The following is a 17286-nucleotide window of genomic DNA, read 5'->3' as shown; positions in this document are numbered from 1 at the left end:
TGCCCGGCGTGTCGCCGCCATTGGCGGGACGGCTCACCTCCGGCGTCCCGGTATCACTTGAAGGTCACCACGTCGGGCGCGCTGACGTCGATCGTGTCGGCCTTGCGACCCAGCAGCGCGGTGGCCACCCGCGCCTTGTCCGTCCCCCGGGTCGCGTCACCCCAGACGACCGTCCGATCGCCACGGAGGGTGAGGCTGATCCGGGCCAGCCCCTGCACGGTGAGTTCGGTCAGCTCCGCGCGCAGCGGCGGGGTGAGCACCGCCAGCACCTCCAGCGCGGCCCGGGTGCCCGGGTCGTCCGGGCCGGGGGTGGCCAGCCGGACCACCGGCAGGCCGTCGGGGGCGCGCGGCACCGTCCGGAACACCACCCCGTCGGCGTCGAGCACGACGAACTGCCCGTCCCGGGGCACCGCCGCGACCCCGGTCCGCTCCACCACCGTCACCACCAGCGTGCCCGGCCAGTCGCGGGTCACCGTGGCCCGCTCCACCGGGGCCAGCGCGCCGATCCGGCGGCCGGTCGCGGCCAGGTCCACCCGGGCCAGCGGGACCCCGTCCGGGACACCCGCGGCCTCGCGCACCTCGACCGGGGTGACCAGCTCCGCGCCGACCACCCGCACCTCGCGGACCCCGAACAGCCCGGTGCCGAGCACCGTCCAGGCGACCAGCGTGGCCACGGCGAGCACCGCGGCGGCCACCGCCCAGGGCAGGGCCGCGCGCATCCGCCGCTGCCTTGCCCGGGCCATGAACCGCCGGGTGGACGGCGGGACCGCGTCGCTGCCGGCCCGGACGAGCTGCCAACGCCGGACCGGGTTACGCCGGGGGCCGCCGCCGTCCGTGCCGGCGGTACGGCCCCGCGCCGGACCCGGGCTCATCCGGCGGCGGAGGCCGCGCCGTCCGGGTCGACGGCCGCGCCGAGGGCCGTCGGGTCGGCGGCGCCGCCGGAGGCCCGCGCGGTGAGGGCGTCGATCAGCTGGTCGCCCATCAGGGAGATCGGCGGGGCGCCCATGGTCACCACCACGTCGCCGGGGCGGGCCCGCCGGGCCACCTCGACCGGGGCGTCCTCCCACGAGTCGACGAACACCTTGTGCGCGGCGTCCAGCGGCACCGCCTCGACCAGGGCCGCCGAGCCCTCCCCCGGCTGGCGCAGCTCGCCCGGCCCGAAGACCTCCAGCAGCACCAGCTCGTCGGCGATGCCCAGGGCCGCGGCGATCTCCGCCTGGAGGTCCCGGGTGCGGTAGAGCCGGTAGGGCTGGAAGACCACGATCAGCCGGCCGTCCCCGGCCACCTCGCGCAGCGTCTGCAACGCCAGCGTCATCGAGGTCGGGTGGTACGCGTACTCGTCGTAGACCAGCACACCGTCCGCGACGCCCTTGCGCTCGAAGCGCCGGCGTACGCCGGGGAAGGCGCCCAGCGCCGCCTCGGCCGCCTCGACGGGCAGCCCGAGCAGGTACGCGGTGAGCACCGCCGAGGCGCTGTTGAGCCCCATGTGCCGCCCCGGCACCGGCAGCCGGATCTCGCCCAGCGAGTGGCCGTCGACCTCGGCCAGGAAGCGCACCCCCTGCGCGGTGGAGGCCATGTCGTCCAGCCGCAGGTCGGCGTCGGGAGACAGGCCGTAGGTGTGCACCCGGCGACCCTCCGCGCGCAGCGTCTCGGCCAGCCGGCGGCCGCCCGGGTCGTCGGCACAGGTGATGATGAAGCCGTCCGGATCGGTGAGCCGGGCGAACTCGGCGAAGGTCGCCTCCAGGTTGGCCAGGTCGCCGTAGGTGTTGAGGTGGTCCGCCTCGATGTTGGTGATGATCGAGACGTACGGGCGGTAGATCAGGAACGAGCGGTCGCTCTCGTCCGCCTCGACCACGAAGTACTCGCCGGTGCCGTGGTGCGCGCCGGAGCCGACCTCGGAGATCTCCCCGCCGATGACGAAGGACGGGTCCGTCCCGGCCTGCTGGAGCACCATGGTGACCATCGAGGTGGTGGTGGTCTTGCCGTGGGTGCCGGCGACCGCCACCGTCCGGCGGCCGGTCATCGCCGCGGCGAGGGCCTCGGAGCGGTGCAGCACCCGCAGGCCGCGCCGGCGGGCCTCGACCATCTCCAGGTGGTCCTGGGGGATGGCCGAGGAGTAGACCACGGTGTCCACGCCGTCGAGGTTGCTCACCTCGTGGCTCATGTGGATCGTCCCGCCGAGCGCCCGCAGCCCGGCCAGCGACGGCCACTCGCGCAGCTCGCTGCCGGAGACCGGCAGGCCACGGGTGAGGAAGAGCCGGGCCAGGCCGCTCATGCCGACCCCGCCCACCCCGATCAGGTGGATCCGGCCCAGGTCCTCGGCGGTGAGCGTGCCGGCCGGGGTGAACTGCGCGGTGTTCATGCCAGGTACCTTCCCGTCGCGGTGGCCGGCGTCGCCGCGCCACCGTCGTTCCCGACTGCGGGGCTCGCAAGCTCACTCCTCGCGCTCACCGAGCCACCGTCGTTCCCGACTGCGGGGCTCGCAAGCTCACTCCTCGCGCTCACCGAGCCACCGTCGTTCCCGACTGCGGGGCTCGCAAGCTCACTCCTCGCGCTCACCGAGCCACCGCCTCGTAGACGAAGTTCAGCAGCGCGACGTCGCCGTCGCGCCGCCCGTACCCGGCCGCGGCCGCGCTCATCGCGGCGAGCCGGCGGGGGTCGCGGACCAGCGGGATGACCGTCCGCTCCAGCCAGTCCGGGGTCAGCTCGGCGTCGTCGACGAGCAGCCCGCCGCCGGCCTCCACCACGGGCAGCGCGTTGCGCTTCTGCTCCTGGTTGCTGTGCGGGTACGGCACGTAGATGGTGGGCAGGCCGATGGCGGCCACCTCGGCGCAGGTCATCGCCCCGCCCCGGCCCAGCATCAGGTCGGCGGCGGCGTAGCCCAGCTCCATCTCGGACAGGTACGGCAGGGTCACGTACGGCACCGGCAGGTCGGTGGGGACCGGCACCGGCTCGTTGCGGGCGCCCATCACGTGCAGCACCTGCACGCCGTTGCGGGCCAGTTCCTTGGCCGCGCCCGAGACCGCCAGGTTGATCGAGCGGGCGCCCTGCGAACCGCCGGCGACGAAGAGCACCGGCAGGTCGGGGCGGAGTCCGAAGTGGGCCCGAGCCGCGTTGCGCATGGCGACCCGGTCCAGCCCGGCGATGCCCCGACGCAGCGGCACGCCGACCACCCGGGCGTCGCGCAGCGACTCGGCCTGGTCGGGCTGGTGCGGGAAGCCGACCGCGACGTTCTTGGTGAACTTCATGCCGAGCCGGTTGGCCACGCCCGGTGGCACGTTCACCTCGTGGATGACGATCGGCAGCTCGCGGCGCCAGGCGGCGAGGTAGCCGGGGACGGAGACGTACCCGCCGAAGCCGACCACCGCGTCGGCCTGCACCTCGTCGATCACCTTGCCCGCGGCGCGGGCCGCCTTCCACATCCGGTCCGGGGTGCGCACCAGGCTCATGTTGACCGAGCGGGGCAGTTGGTACGCCGGGATCTGGCGCAGGTCGTAGCCGGCCGGCGGGATCAGCTCGTTCTCCAGGCCCTTCGGCGTGCCCAGACAGGTGATCCGGACGCCCGGGTCGTGTCGGCGCAGGCAGTCGGCGAAGGCGAGCAGCGGGTAGATGTGGCCACCCGTACCGCCTCCACAGAGCATCACCGAACGCAGCGGACCCATCAGCGTCTCCTCTCGCTCGCCGTCCCGCCACGGGTCCGGCCCTGCCGGCCACCGCGCGGTGCGGCCTGGTCGTCCTCCCGCCGCGCTCGCGACCGGGGCACGGACCCTCGGGCAGCCGGTGGCGTCGCCGGGCGGCGGCGCCGGCCGGGAAGCGGCGGCAACGGGGCCCAGAGTAGTCGGACCCACCGGGCGGGCGGACGGGCATGCAGGGCTCGCGCGGCGTCGGGCTCGGCGCGGGCGAACGAGGCGAGGATGCCGACCGCCGCCAGCGTCACGACCAGGGCGCTGCCGCCGTCGGAGATGAACGGCAGCGGCACGCCGGTCAGCGGCAGCAGGCCGATCACGCCACCGATGTTGATGACGGCCTGGCCGACCAGCCAGGCGGTGATCGCGGCGGCGGCGAGCCGGCGGAACGGGTCCTCGACCCGCCGCGCGACGCGCAGCCCGGTGTAGGCGAGCACGGCGAAGAGCACCAGGATGACGGTGCAGCCGACCACCCCGAGCTCCTCGGCGATCACCGCGAAGATGAAGTCGTTGTGCGCCGCCGGCAGCCAGCCGAACTTCGCGCTGCTCTTGCCCAGCCCGACGCCGAACCAGCCGCCGTGCTCGATGGCGTTGCGGGCCTGGACGAGCTGCCAGCAGCCGGTCTCCAGGCAGGTGGCCGGGTCGGGCGGGCTGATGAACGAGGTCAACCGGGCCAGCCGGTAGTTCTCCTCGCCGACCGCGCCGGAACCGGCGCCGAGCGAGGCCACCGCCACCAGCACGCCGATGCCGAGCAGGCCCACCGCGGAGAGCGCGGCGAACACCCGCATCCGCACCCCGGCCGCCCAGAGCAGCCCGACCACGATCGCCAGCAGGCAGAGCATGGTGCCCAGGTCGTTGTAGCCGACCAGCACGAAGAGCAGCCCGACCACCGGGAACAGCGGGGTGGCCAGCTCCTTCCACCAGCCGAGCGCGGCGCCCTTGCGGGCGATCACGTGCGCGCCCCAGAGCACCAGCGCGAGCTTGGCCAGCTCGGAGGGCTGCACCTGGATCGGGCCGAGGTAGAGCCAGAGCAGGTTGGCCCGCAGCGGCCCGAGCGCCTTGATCTTGAACAGCGACTCCAGGGCCAGCAGCAGGTTGAGCACCAGCAGCAGCACCACCGCCGCACCCAGCACCGGCCGGCCGAGCGAGCGGAAGGTGCTGGCCGGCAGCCGCTGGCAGGCCCAGAACGCGACGATGCCGATCACCGCGAAGACGGCCTGCTTGGTCACCGACGCCGAGGCGTCGCCGGCCTCGGCGTAGTCCCTCACGCTGGTCGCCGAGAAGACCATGGCCAGGCCGATCAGCAGCAGCAGGCCGGCGCTGGAGAGCAGCAGGTAGTAGGAGGCCAGCGGGCGGGCCAGCAGGCCGCGCAGCGCCGCCAGGCCGCCGGCCGCGTCCAGGCCGCTGATCGACGCCGGCGGATCGGCGGTACGCCCCGCGCCCGCGCCCCGCCGTGCCTGGGTCTCCGCCGTCGTCGTCGTGCCGGTGCTGCCTCGGTCCTCCCCCACGAGCCCATCATCGCCGCTTCGCCGGGCCCGTTCGCGCCGTTCGGCCCGGTCGGCGTGTCGGAATGCGGAACGGGGGCCCCTCGGCTATGAGGGACCCCCGTACGCGACGGTCGCGGCGCGGCCGGCCGGCGTTTCCGACCTGGTCGGGGCCGGTGTTCGCGACCCGGCCGGGGCCGGTGTCGGCGACTCAGCCCATGCTGGCCAGGAAGTCGCTGTAGAACAGGCCGAGGGCGATGGCGACGCCGATCCCGGCGATGATCCAGAACCGCACCACGATGTTGACCTCGCTCCAGCCGGCGAGTTCGAAGTGGTGCTGCAGCGGCGACATCCGGAACACCCGCTTGCCGGTGGTCCGGAAGGAGATGATCTGGATCACCACCGACATGGTGATGATCACGAACAGCCCGCCGATGATCGGCAGCAGCAGGATCGTCCGGGTGGACATCGCCATGCCGGCGATCAGACCGCCCAGGCCGAGCGCACCGGTGTCGCCCATGAAGATCCGGGCGGGCGAGGTGTTCCACCAGAGGAAGCCGACGCAGGCGCCGGCCGCCGCCCCGGCGATCAGCGCGATCTCCAGCGGGTCCCGCACGGCGTAGCAGTAGTTGTTCGGGTTGGCGGTGTAGCTCGGGTCGGCGCACCAGTGCCGGTACTGCCAGAACGCGATCAACGCGTACGCGGCCAGGACCATCACCGAGGCGCCGGTGGCGAGGCCGTCGAGGCCGTCGGTGAGGTTCACCCCGTTGGTGGCGGCCATCACCACGAAGATGATGACGATCACCGAGGCGATCTTGCCGATCTCCAGCGCCGGGATGTCCCGGATGAAGCTGAGCGTGGTGGCCCCGACGGTCTCGGTGTTGGTCGCCGCGCCGCTGGCGTCGGTCATCGTGCTCGGGAAGTAGAGCGCCACCACCCCGAAGATCGCGCCGACCAGGATCTGCCCGAAGAGCTTGCCGCGCTTGTTGAGACCGCCGCTGTGCCGCTTGCGGACCTTGAGGAAGTCGTCGATGAAGCCGACCGCCCCGGAGAACACCATCAGCCCCAGCAGCACCAGCGCCGTGATGGTCGGCTCGACCTGGGCGATCTGCGCGTCCGGCAGCGTGGTCAGGGCCAGGTGACCGGCGACGTACGCGATCACCGTGGCCAGGATGAAGACCACGCCGCCCATCGTCGGCGTGCCCTTCTTGCCCTGGTGCATCGCCGGGCCCTCGGCCCGGATCGGCTGGCCGGCCTTGAGCCGGGTGAACACCTTGATCGCGATCGGGGTGCCGAGCAGCGAGATCAGGAACGCCACGCCGACGGCGATGATCACCGCCCTCATGCGGCGTCCCCGTTCCCGGTGGCGCCGGTGCGCAGCGCGTCGGCCACCTCCCAGGTGCGGTACCGGGAGCCCTTCACCAGGACGACATCGCCCGGCCGTAGCTCGCTGCGCAGCACCTCGACGGCCGCCGCCTGATCGGTGAGCAGCACCGACTCTCCTCCCCAGTCACTTACCGCTGTCGCGCCCTCGTGGATCGGCGTCGCCGGCTCACCCACCACGAGCAGCCGGTCCACGCCCAGCTCCGCCGCGAGCCGGCCCACCTCCCGGTGCCCGTCGCGTTCGAAGTCGCCCAGCTCGGCCATGTAGCCGAGCGCGGCAAAGATACGCCCTTCGCGGCGCATGCCGGCAAGCGCGCGCAGCGCCACCGCCATCGACGCCGGGTTGGCGTTGTACGAGTCGTCGATCACGGTCACCCCGTCGGGCCGGTCGAAGACGTCCATCCGGCGGGTGGAGACCAGCCCCAGCTCGCCGAGGGCGCCGGCCACCTCGGCCAGCGGCATCCCGAGCTCGCGAGCCACCGCCGCCGCGGCCAGCGAGTTGGAGACCTGGTGCCGGCCGGTCAGCCCGAGCCGCACCGGGGCGCTTCCCTCCGGGGTGACCAGCGTGTACGACGGCCGACCCCGGTCGTCCAGCGACACGTCGACCGCCCGGACGTCGGCGTGCGCGGCCTCGCCGTACCGGACCACCCGGGCGCCGGTGCGCGCGGCCATCGCGTCGACCAGCGGGTCGTCGGCGTTGAGCACGGCCAGCCCGTCGGCCGGCAGCGCCTCGACCAGCTCCCCCTTGGCCAGGGCGATGTTCTCCACCGAGCCGAACTCGCCGAGGTGCGCGACCCCGACGTTGAGCACCACGGAGATCCGCGGCGGCACCACGTCGCACAGGTAGCGCACGTGCCCGATCCCCCGGGCGCCCTTCTCCATCACCAGGAAGCGGGTCTCCGGCGTGGCCTGCAGGGCCGTGTACGGGTGGCCCAGCTCGTTGTTGAACGAGCCGGGCGGGGCCACCGTCGGGCCGAGCCGGACGGTGAGCTGGGCGATCAGGTCCTTGGTGGTGGTCTTGCCCGACGAGCCGGTCAGCCCGATCACGGTCAGCTGCGGCAGCCGCCCCACCACCGCGCGGGCCAACCGGCCCATCGCGGTCAGCGCGTCTCCCACCAGCACCATCGGCACCCCGGGCACCTCGCGGGTGCCGAGCACCGCCACCGCGCCGGCCTCCACCGCACCGGCCGCGTAGTCGTGCCCGTCGACCTTCTCGCCCGGGAACGCGACGAAGAGCGCCCCGGCGGTGACCTTGCGCGAGTCGAACTCGACCGGGCCGGTGACCCGGGCCGCCGGGTCGGCGCCGACGAGACGGCCGTCGACGGCCGAGGCGACCTCGGCCAGGCTCAGCGGGATCACCGTCGGCCCGCCAGGTCCCCGAAGCGGGCGCCGAGCGCCTCCGCCAGCTCCACCCGGTCGTCGAACGGGTGCACCTCGCCGGCGACCTCCTGGCCACGCTCGTGGCCCTTGCCGAGCAGCGCCACCACGTCGCCGGGCTCGGCGAGCCGGACCGCCTCGGCGATGGCGGCCCGCCGGCCCGGGGCCTCGATGATCCGGGCGGGGGCGCCGGCCGCGTACGCCCCGGCGAGCACCTCGGCCCGGATCGCGGCCGGGTCCTCGGTGCGCGGGTTGTCGTCGGTCACCAGCACCACGTCGGCGCCCCGCGCCGCGGCGGCGCCCATCACCGGCCGCTTGCCCCGGTCCCGGTCACCGCCCGCGCCGATGACGCAGATCAGCCGACCCGCGCTCAGCTCGCGCAGCGCGGCCAAAGCGGCCACGATGGCGTCGGACTTGTGCGCGTAGTCGACCACGCCGCGCACCGGACCGGCCGCGCTGACCAGCTCCAGCCGCCCCGGGACGCCGCCGCAGGCGGCCACCCCCTCGGCGGCGACCGCCGGGTCCACCCCGGCGGCCACCAGGCTGGCGATGGCCAGCAGCGCGTTGGCCACGTTGTGCCGGCCGGGCAGGGCCACCCCGGCGGGCAGCGCCAGGCCGTCCGGGCCGTGGACGGTGAAGCGCTGGGCGTACCCCTCGCCCCCGACCTCGTCCGCCCACCAGGTGGCCGCGCGGTCGCCGGCCGCCGAGTAGCTGACCGTGGCGGGCTTGAACAGCGGGCGCAGCGCCGGGTCGTCGAGGTTGAGCACCTCGAAGGCACAGCGGCCGTCGAAGAGCCGCGCCTTGGCCGCGAAGTAGTCGGCCGAGTCGGCGTGGAAGTCGAGGTGGTCGGAGCCGAAGTTGGTGTAGCCGCCGACGGTGAACCGGACCCCGCCGACCCGCCCCATCGCCAGGGCGTGGCTGGAGACCTCCATGACCAGCGCGGTCACCCCGCGCTCGCGCGCGGCGGCGAGCATGGCGTGCAGGTCCGTCGCCTCCGGGGTGGTCCGCACGCTGTCGATCACCAGATCGCCCAGCCGGGTCTCCACGGTGCCGATCAGGCCGGTGGTGTGCCCGCCGGCGCGCAGGCCGGACTCCACCAGGTAGGCCGTCGAGGTCTTGCCGGCCGTGCCGGTGACCCCGATCACGGTCAGCCCCTCGGTCGGGTCGCCGTAGACGGCGGAGGCGAGGTCGCCGAGCACCGCCCGGGGGTCGGGCACCACCAGGGCGGGCAGGCCGGCCGCGGTCACCGCGGCGGCGCCGGCCGGGTCGGTCAGCGCGGCCACCGCGCCGGCCGCCGCGGCGGCCGCGGCGAACTCCGCGCCGTGCCGGCGGGCGCCGGGCAGCGCGGCGTACAGGTCGCCGGGACGGACCTCCTGGCTGGCGTGGGTCGCCCCGGTCACCGCCACGTCGGCGGCGGCCTCCGGCGGCGCGACGGCGAGCCGGGCGGCGAGGTCGCCGAGCCGGACTCCGGGCACGGTACGGGGACGTGGATTGCCGGGCACGGCGTCAGACCCTACCCGGTCGTCCGGTTCCGACCGCACAGCCGCCCCGGTGGTTCGTCCCCACTCACCGATGATGTCCCGCCGTGGCTGTTCAGCGCGGAAAGACCTCGAACTTGGGGGCCTTGCCGCCCGACGGGGGAACCCGGTAATGCCGCAGCGTGAAGCCCATCATCTCGCGGAAGGCGGGCGCGGCCACCGTGCCACCCTCGCCGCCGGGGCTCCACACGAAGACCGCCACCACGTACCGGGGCTTCTCCGCCGGGGCCATCCCGATGAACGAGCCGACCTCGCCGGGCTGCTTGTCCCCGTCGACCAGCCGCCAGCCGGTGCCGGTCTTGCCGGCGACCCGGTAGCCGGGCACCGCCGCGGCCACGCCGGTCGCCCCGTCGACGGTGGTGACCGCCTCCAGGATGGTGCGCAGCGCGGCGGCGTTGGCCGGGCTGAGCACCGGCCGGGTGACCGGCGGCCCGGCGGCCGTCCGCTTCCCGTCCGCCCCGCTGATCACCTCCTTGATCAGGTGCGGCTGGACGTACGTGCCGTTGTTGGCGATGGCGGCGTACGCGGCGGCCATCTGCAGGGGCGTGGCGTCCACGCTGTGCCCGATCGGCACCGACCCGTTCGACGAGTCGCTCCACTCGTCGGCGGGCAGCAGCCGCCCGGAGGCCTCCCCCGGCATCCCCTCGCCGGTGGGCTGCCCCAGCCCGAACCGCTTCTGGTAGTCGATCAGCCGGTCCCGGCCCAGTTCGTCGGCGATCTTGATGGTGCCGACGTTGGACGAGAAGGCCATCATCCCCGGCAGGCTCATCCGCCGGCCGTTCGCCGGGTGGGTGTCGGCGAAGGTCGTGTCGCCCTTGGTGACGGTGTTGGGGATGGGCAGGGTGCTGTCTGGAGTGATCACGCCCTCCTGCAACGCCGCGCCGAAGGTGATCGCCTTGTGCACCGACCCCGGGTCGACCACGAAACTGGTCGCCGCGTCCTCCCGGTCGGTCGGCCGGCTCGGCTCCGGGTTGGCCGCGTTGTAGCTGGGGTGGCTGGCCTGGGCCAGCACCTCGCCGGTCGCCACGTCCAGCACCACGGCCGCGCCGACGCTGCCCCGGGTCTGCGCCATCTGCCGGCCGAGCACCTGCTGCACCTGGTACTGCAGGTCCCGGTCGATGGTGAGCACCAGCGAGCTGCCCGGCTTGGCCGGGGTGGTCTGGCTGTAGCCGCCGGGGATGGGGGCGTCCAGGTCGCCCTGGCCCGCCTCGTAGACGCGCCGGCCGTCCTTGCCCTGGAGCACGTCGTCGTAGCGCGCCTCCAGCCCCTCCAGGCCGTTCATGTCCTGGCTGACGAAGCCGACCAGGTTGGCGGCCAGGTCGCCGCCGGGCACCTCGCGCCGCTCGTCGCGGTGGGTGCCGATGCCGTCGAGGTCGAGCGCCTCGATCTGTTTGGCCCTCGGGATGTCGACGCCCCGGGCCAGGTACTGGAACTGCGACTCGCCGCCGCCGGGCAGGCCGCGCCGCTTCATCTTCTCGGCCAGCTCGGAGGCGGGCACGCCGAGCAGCGGGGAGAGCAGCCGGGCGCTGGTCGCCCGGTCCTTGACCTGGGTCGGGTCGGCGAAGACGTACCGGGCCTCGACGCTGCGGGCCAGCGGCGCGCCGGTGCGGTCGACGATGGCGCCGCGCGGGGCGGGCAGGTCGACCCGGGTGAGCCGGGAGTCGATGCCCCCACCCGCGTACGCCGGGGTGTCCACCGCCTGGAGGAAGACCAGCCGGATGCCGATGGTGACGAAGAGCGCCAGCACGAGCATGGTGCCCAGCCGCAGCCGGCGGCGCGGCTCGGCCAGCTTCGGCGGCCGGCGCGGCTTGCGGGCGGGGCGGCGGGCCGCTGGACGCTCCGGCCGGCGCGGCGTGCGCCCGCCGGCCCGGCGGCGCGGCGGGGCCAGTTCCTCCTCGTCGTCGGTCCAGGCCGGCCGGGTCGGGACGGTGCGGATGACGCCGGCCCGGGCGACCGGGGCGGCCTCCCGCCGCCCGGCGCGCGCCCCCGCCCGGCCGCCGTCGAGCACCTGCAACGCCGGGCGGAACGGGTCGCCGGAGCGGCCCGCCCGGGGGGTACGCCGCTGGCCGGCCCGCTCCTCACGGCCGGCGGCCCGCTCCTCGCCGCTCTCCCGGATGGTCCGGCCCCGAGGGGTGTACGCCCGGGCGTCGGAGATCCCGCCGATCCCCGGCTCGCCGGTCCGCGGGTCCCCGCCCCGGCCGGCCCGGGACGGGCCGCGCCGGGAGCCCGTGGTGGGGTCCCGGCGCGGTTCGTCCGATCTCGGCGGCACTGCTATCCCCCGTTGCCCTGCTGGCTGGTGATCGCCGGCTGCCCGTCGGCGGGCTGCGGCACGCCGATCATCCGGCCGTCCGGCAGCCGGATGTACGCCGGCTCGCCGGCCTCGACCAGGCCGAGCTTGCGCGCCTCGGCGGTCAGGTTGCCCGGCGCCCGGGCCTCCTCGATCTGCTTGTTCAGCTGCTGCTCGTCCACGTCGAGGCGGGACTGCTGCTGCTGGAGCTGCTGGAGCTTGAAGGCGTTCTCGTTGATCTTCGTGTTCACGGCCAGGATGCCCAGCACCCCGCCGACGACCAGCACCACGATCAGCGCCGCGAACGGCGCCCGCGGCACCCGCACCGGCGCCGGCGGAGCGACCCGCAGCCGGGGCCGGGCGGCCGTGGTGTCGGCGACCTTCTCGGCCGGCCGCAGCGCGGCGTTGCCCTGGACCGGGAACTCGCGCGCCCCCCGGGCGCGAGTCTCCCCCTGCCGGCCGGCGAGGTCCGCCGGCTTGTCGCCGCGCGTGGTGCGCTGCGCCGCGGTCCGGCCCCCCGACCGCGGTGCGCGCTGCCCGACGGCCTCCCGGCCGTCGCGCTTGTTGACGTTCATGTCCCCTCCCCCTCTTCGTCCGTCCCTCTGCCGTCCCCCGGCGCCGACCCACGGTCCACTGTGGATCCCGGCGTCGACCCCGTCCCCGGTTGGTGCATCGCCTTGACCCGGCGGCGGTACCGTTCGCGGTCGGTCCGCCCCTGCTGCTCGGTGGCCGGGTCGAGTCGCTCCGCGGCCCGCAGGCGCACCGAGGCGGCGCGCGGGTTCACGGCGACCTCCGCCTCCCCGGGAAGCTCGGCGCCCCGGCTGAGCAGCCGGAACGTCGGGCCCGACCCGGGAAGTTCCACCGGAAGGTCGATCGGGCCCTTACTGCGGACCCGGTCGGCGAGCGCCTGCTTGGTGAGCCGGTCCTCGAGCGAGTGGTAGGACAGGACCACCATGCGGCCGCCCACGTTGAGCTTGTCCAGAGCGGCCGGCAGCGCCGTCTCCAGCGCTGCCAGCTCCCTGTTTACCTCGATCCGTAAAGCCTGAAACGTTCTCTTGGCCGGGTGTCCACCCGTTCGCCGGGCTGGTGCCGGAATGCTCTCCCTGACCAGCTCGGCGAGCCGGGCCGAGGAGGTGATCCGGCCGCGCTCGCGCTCCCGGATGATCGCCGAGGCGATCCGCCCGGCGAATTTCTCCTCGCCGTAGACCCGCAGCACCCGGGCCAGGTCCGGGTGCGAGTAGGTGTTGACCACCTCCTCGGCGGTCACCCCCCGGGTCTGGTCCATCCGCATGTCCAGCGGCGCGTCCTGGGCGTACGCGAACCCGCGGTCGGGCGCGTCCAGCTGCAACGAGGAGACCCCCAGGTCGAACAGGATCCCGTCGATGCCCGGGTAGCCGAGCTGGTCCAGCACCTCGGGCAGCTCGTCGTAGACGGCGTGCACCAGGTGGATCCGGTCGGCGAAGCGAGCCAGCCGGACCCGCGCGTGGGCGAGGGCCTCGGTGTCCCGGTCCAGGCCGATCAGCACCGTCCGCGGGTGCCGTTCCAGCACCGCCTCGGCGTGCCCGGCCAGCCCCAGCGTCGCGTCGACGTGCACCGTCCGGTCACCCCGGTCCAGCGCGGGGGCCAGCAACTCGAGACACCTCTCGAGCAGCACCGGCACGTGCGTGCCGCGTAGCTCCCCCATGTCGACCCCCACTGGTTGAAAGTTCCGTTCGGTCCTGCGACCCTGCTCGTCGGACGACGCCGTGCCGTCGTACCGCCAGATCCCCATCCGCTCCCGCTTCGCCTCCCGAGGCCGCGGCCCCGGAGACTGATCGTGCGCCTGGCACCGGGGAAGGGGTGCCAGGAACTCGAAAGCGGCTGGAGATCTCGCAGTACGTCGGGCGTCGCCACGCCCTACAGGCCGCCGGGCAGCACCCCCTCCTCGATGTCGGCGAAGTCGTCTTCGCTCTCGGCGAGATAGGTCTCCCAGGCCGCCTTGTCCCAGATCTCCACCCGGGTGCTCGCCCCGATCACCACCAGGTCCCGGTCGAGCGCGGCGTACGACCGGAGGTGGGCCGGGATGGTGACCCGTCCCTGCTTGTCGGGGACCTCGTCGTGCGCGCTGGCGAAGAAGACCCGGCTGTAGGCCCGGGCCGCCTTGTGTGTCATCGGCTGCGCGCGCAACTGGTCCGCGATCCGCTGGAACTCGGGCGTCGGGAAGACGTAGAGGCAGCGCTCCTGCCCTTTGGTGATCACGACACCCCCCGCCAGCTCGTCCCGGAACTTCGCCGGAAGGATCAACCGGCCTTTGTCGTCCAGGCGCGGAGTGTGGGTGCCGAGGAACATCGGCCCTACCCCCTCGCCCTTTAGCGGCGTTCGCGGCGCCGCTGACCCCCCGGGCCGGTGGGCCCTCCCGGCCTCACCATCGCGCCCCACTCTACTCCACTTCCCTCCACCTGCAACCAGAAACGCCCGCGTGGCGCGCCGCTCTGCCGGGCAAAAGCGCACGTCAGAAGGGGTGGAGCGGAGTGGAGGGCCGGAGCGCCCCCGAGCCGCGTCCGCTACCCGACACCGGTCGACTCCGACCGGCGGAGCGCGGGGCGACCGGACGCCCGAGAAGGATCCGGCCGAACGGTTCGCCGTCGGCGGCGATCTGGTGGGCGTGCGGGTCCGGTAACCTCGCTCGGGTGACGGACGCGAAGATGCCCCTGCGGGCAAAGGTGGCCAGCTCCGTGTCCCGGACGGCCGCGGCCCTGTCGCGCGCCGCCGGCCGGGGCGACGGCTCGGTGATCGGTGGCTGGATCGGGCTGAAGATCGATCCCGACCTGCTGGCCCACCTCTCTGCCGGCCGCGCCATCGCGCTGATCTCCGGCACCAACGGCAAGACCACCACCACCCGGCTCGCCGCCGCCGCCGTCGGGGTGCTCGGTCGGGTGGCCACGAACTCCTTCGGCGCCAACATGCCGACCGGCCACACCTCCGCCCTGGCCAAGGCCGGCAGCACCCCGTACGCGGTGCTGGAGGTCGACGAGCACTACCTCGCGCAGGTGCTGGAGGCCACCGAGCCGCACGTGGTGGCGCTGCTCAACCTCTCCCGCGACCAGCTGGACCGGGCCAAGGAGGTCGCCATGATGGCGCAGCTCTGGCGCGCGGCGCTGGTCCGGCACGCCGACGTGCGGGTGGTGGCCAACGCCGACGACCCGATGGTGGTCTGGGCGGCCACCCCGCCGGCCGACCCGGCGCGCGGGGTCAACCCGCCGCACGTCACCTGGTTCAGCGCCGGCCAGCGCTGGCACGACGACTCCTGGGTCTGCCCGGAGTGCGGCTCCACCATCCAGCGCTCAGGAGAGCAGTGGTGGTGCACCGGCTGCCCGCTGCGCCGGCCCGAGCCGCAGTGGACCGTGGAGGACGAAGGCGTCCTCGACCCCACCGGCGCCTGGCACAAGGTGGCCCTCCAGCTTCCCGGCAAGGTCAACATCGGCAACGCGGCCACCGCGCTGGCCGTCGCCGCCGAGTTCGGGGTACGCCCCGTCGACGCGGTCTCCCGGCTGGGCACGGTCACCTCGGTCGCCGGCCGCTACGCCCAGGTCGACCGGGACGGGCGCAACATCCGGCTGCTGCTGGCCAAGAACCCGGCCAGCTGGCTGGAGGCGTTCGACATGGCCGACGTGGCGCCGACGCTGCTCTCCATCAACGCCCGCGACCCCGACGGGCTGGACACCTCCTGGCTCTTCGACGTCGACTTCGCCCCGCTGCGCGGCCGGCAGGTGCTGATCACCGGCGACCGGGCGTACGACCTGGCGGTCCGGCTCGACGTCAACGCCGTGCCGTTCCAGCACGTGCGGACGTTCGACGAGGCGGTCCGGGCGGTCCCGCCGGGCCGGCTGGAGGTCATCGCGAACTACACCGCCTTCCAGGACATCCGAGCGGAGTTGGACCGTGTCAACTGAGAGCCTGCGCATCGTCTGGATCTACCCCGACCTGCTCTCCACCTACGGCGACCGGGGCAACATGCTGATCCTGGCCCGCCGGGCGCAGCTGCGCGGGATGCCGGTCGAGGTGCTGGAGGTCCGCTCCGACCAGCGGCTGCCCGCCACCGCCGACATCTACCTGATCGGCGGTGGCGAGGACGGCCCGCAGGCGCTGGGCGCCCAGCGGCTGCTCGCCGACGGCGGCCTGCACCGGGCGGTCGCCCAGGGCTCGGTGGTCTTCGGCGTCTGCGCCGGCTACCAGCTGCTCGGCACCTCCTTCTTCGCCAAGGGCACCAGGTACGCCGGGCTGGAGCTGCTCGATCTCTCCTCCGACCGGGGCCCCACCCGGGCCGTCGGCGAGCTGGCCGGCGAGATCGACCCGCGGCTCGGCGTACCGGCGCTGTCCGGGTTCGAGAACCACGGCGGGCGCACCCACCTCGGCCCCGGCGTCTCGCCGCTGGCCCGGGTCACCGCCGGGGTCGGCAACGACGGCGCCACCGAGGGCGCCTGGCGCGGCAAGCTGCTCGGCACGTACTCGCACGGGCCGGCGCTGGCCCGCAACCCGGCCCTGGCCGACCTGCTGCTGCGCTGGGCCACCGGGGTGCACCAGCTCCCGCCGCTGGACGACACCTGGGCCGACCGGCTCCGCTCCGAGCGCCGCGCCGCGGTGGCCGCCGCCGACCGGGCATGATCCACGCCGTCCGGCGGCTGCTCGGCCAGCCGTCCGGGCGTCGCTTCGCCGCGCTGCTGCTCCTGCTCGCCGGTTTCGGGGTGCTGCTGCTGGTGGTGCCCCGGCCGGACGTCGCCCGGCTGCCGCGCCTCGCCGACTCCCTCGGCGGGTACGCCCCGCTCGCGGCAATCGCCGCCGGGGCGGTGCTGCTGGTCGCGCTGGTCCCGCGGACCTTCGTCACGCTCGCCTCCGGCGCCATCTTCGGCCCCCTGGAGGGCGCCGCGTACGCGCTCGGCGCGGCCCTGCTCGCCGCAGCGATCGGCTTCGCGGTCGGCCGGGTGCTGGGCCGGGAGTTCGTCGCGGAACACCTCCGGGGCCGGCTGGCCCGGCTCGACGGCTGGTTCGCCCGACAGAGCGTGCTGGGGGTGATCACCGTCCGGCTGCTGCCCATCGCCGGCTTCGGCCTGGTCAGCTACGGCTACGGCACCACGGGTGCGCGGGTGCTGCCGTTCCTCGCCGGCAGCCTGCTCGCCTCCGCCCCGACCGCGTTCGGCTACGCCGCGATCGGCGCGGCGGTCAGCTTGCCGGGCGAGATCAACTGGTACGCCGCCGCCCCCGCCAGCCTCGGCCTGATCGCCAGCGCCGTGCTGATCCACCGCTGGTGGCGGGCCGAACGGCAGCGCCGGCTCGGTGCGACGGAGCCGCGACCGTGACGGGTGGTAGCCGGCCGGGGGGTGCGCACCCACCGGCGCACCGTGGAGTCGACCCTCCACGCCTGAAGCCCTCTCCGCCGCCGGCCGTGTACGGCCCGGGCGTGTCGCGGCCCGAAGTGAACGTGGCCGAGGAGCGTGATGACTGTGAGGCATAAATATGCCGCACAGTCATCACGCTCGTCTCGCCGTGTGCCA

Annotated in this window: 14 protein-coding genes; 3 read left to right on the top strand and 11 right to left on the bottom strand. The window is 74.5% G+C overall.

Translation table 11 applies throughout. The features are described from left to right. Positions 1 to 53: 53 nt before the first annotated feature. The 11 genes from KBX37_RS04940 to mraZ all read right to left on the bottom strand — a co-directional run bounded on the left by KBX37_RS04940 (position 54) and on the right by mraZ (position 14083). Positions 54 to 872: a cell division protein FtsQ/DivIB gene (locus KBX37_RS04940; RefSeq protein ID WP_210774736.1), complete on the bottom strand. Its 819-nt coding sequence runs from the start codon at positions 870 to 872 to the stop codon at positions 54 to 56. Next, positions 869 to 2362 (bottom strand): UDP-N-acetylmuramate--L-alanine ligase, encoded by a 1494-nt coding sequence (murC, locus tag KBX37_RS04935; RefSeq protein WP_210774735.1) that lies wholly within the window; start codon positions 2360 to 2362, stop codon positions 869 to 871. The genes KBX37_RS04940 and murC overlap by 4 nt, the downstream gene beginning before the upstream one ends. Before the next feature lie 193 nt (positions 2363 to 2555). Continuing rightward, entirely contained in the window at positions 2556 to 3662 is a 1107-nt protein-coding gene (gene murG / locus KBX37_RS04930; RefSeq protein ID WP_210774734.1) for an undecaprenyldiphospho-muramoylpentapeptide beta-N-acetylglucosaminyltransferase, read from the bottom strand. After that, positions 3662 to 5068 carry an FtsW/RodA/SpoVE family cell cycle protein gene (locus KBX37_RS04925; RefSeq protein ID WP_210774791.1) on the bottom strand — a complete coding sequence of 469 codons (1407 nt, stop codon included), beginning with the start codon at positions 5066 to 5068 and terminating at the stop codon, positions 3662 to 3664. The genes murG and KBX37_RS04925 overlap by 1 nt, the downstream gene beginning before the upstream one ends. 313 nt (positions 5069 to 5381) lie before the next feature. After that, positions 5382 to 6515, bottom strand: coding sequence for a phospho-N-acetylmuramoyl-pentapeptide-transferase (gene mraY / locus KBX37_RS04920; protein ID WP_210774733.1), 1134 nt, complete (start codon positions 6513 to 6515; stop codon positions 5382 to 5384). Then, the gene (gene murF / locus KBX37_RS04915; RefSeq protein WP_210774732.1) at positions 6512 to 7912 is read right to left on the bottom strand and encodes a UDP-N-acetylmuramoyl-tripeptide--D-alanyl-D-alanine ligase; all 1401 of its coding nucleotides are present in this window, start codon (positions 7910 to 7912) and stop codon (positions 6512 to 6514) included. Before murF ends, mraY begins: the two co-directional genes overlap by 4 nt. Continuing rightward, positions 7909 to 9471, bottom strand: coding sequence for a UDP-N-acetylmuramoyl-L-alanyl-D-glutamate--2,6-diaminopimelate ligase (locus KBX37_RS04910; RefSeq protein ID WP_210774731.1), 1563 nt, complete (start codon positions 9469 to 9471; stop codon positions 7909 to 7911). Before KBX37_RS04910 ends, murF begins: the two co-directional genes overlap by 4 nt. 52 nt (positions 9472 to 9523) lie before the next feature. Continuing rightward, entirely contained in the window at positions 9524 to 11737 is a 2214-nt protein-coding gene (locus KBX37_RS04905) for a penicillin-binding protein 2 (RefSeq protein ID WP_210774730.1), read from the bottom strand. Between the two features lie 2 nt (positions 11738 to 11739). Then, positions 11740 to 12330, bottom strand: a complete 591-nt coding sequence (locus KBX37_RS04900; RefSeq protein ID WP_210774729.1) for a hypothetical protein — start codon at positions 12328 to 12330, stop codon at positions 11740 to 11742. Next, positions 12327 to 13439 (bottom strand): 16S rRNA (cytosine(1402)-N(4))-methyltransferase RsmH, encoded by a 1113-nt coding sequence (rsmH, locus tag KBX37_RS04895; RefSeq protein WP_210774790.1) that lies wholly within the window; start codon positions 13437 to 13439, stop codon positions 12327 to 12329. Before rsmH ends, KBX37_RS04900 begins: the two co-directional genes overlap by 4 nt. A gap of 212 nt (positions 13440 to 13651) precedes the next feature. Then, on the bottom strand, positions 13652 to 14083 hold the full coding sequence (gene mraZ, locus KBX37_RS04890; protein WP_088961118.1) for a division/cell wall cluster transcriptional repressor MraZ: 432 nt from the start codon (positions 14081 to 14083) through the stop codon (positions 13652 to 13654). 356 nt (positions 14084 to 14439) lie between these two features. Between mraZ and KBX37_RS04885 the strand changes: the two genes are divergently transcribed. From KBX37_RS04885 to KBX37_RS04875, 3 genes are read left to right on the top strand one after another with little or no spacing between them, the layout of a single operon-like run. Further along, positions 14440 to 15687, top strand: a complete 1248-nt coding sequence (locus tag KBX37_RS04885; RefSeq protein ID WP_210774789.1) for a MurT ligase domain-containing protein — start codon at positions 14440 to 14442, stop codon at positions 15685 to 15687. Continuing rightward, on the top strand, positions 15677 to 16399 hold the full coding sequence (locus KBX37_RS04880) for a type 1 glutamine amidotransferase (RefSeq protein ID WP_210774728.1): 723 nt from the start codon (positions 15677 to 15679) through the stop codon (positions 16397 to 16399). The genes KBX37_RS04885 and KBX37_RS04880 overlap by 11 nt, the downstream gene beginning before the upstream one ends. Next, positions 16396 to 17091, top strand: coding sequence for a TVP38/TMEM64 family protein (locus tag KBX37_RS04875; protein WP_210774727.1), 696 nt, complete (start codon positions 16396 to 16398; stop codon positions 17089 to 17091). Before KBX37_RS04880 ends, KBX37_RS04875 begins: the two co-directional genes overlap by 4 nt. Positions 17092 to 17286 lie beyond the last annotated feature (195 nt).

Origin of the sequence: Micromonospora sp. U56, assembly GCF_018070095.1 — a bacterium.
GTDB lineage: Bacteria > Actinomycetota > Actinomycetes > Mycobacteriales > Micromonosporaceae > Micromonospora > Micromonospora purpureochromogenes.
This window is presented reverse-complemented; position numbering and strand designations above follow the sequence as displayed.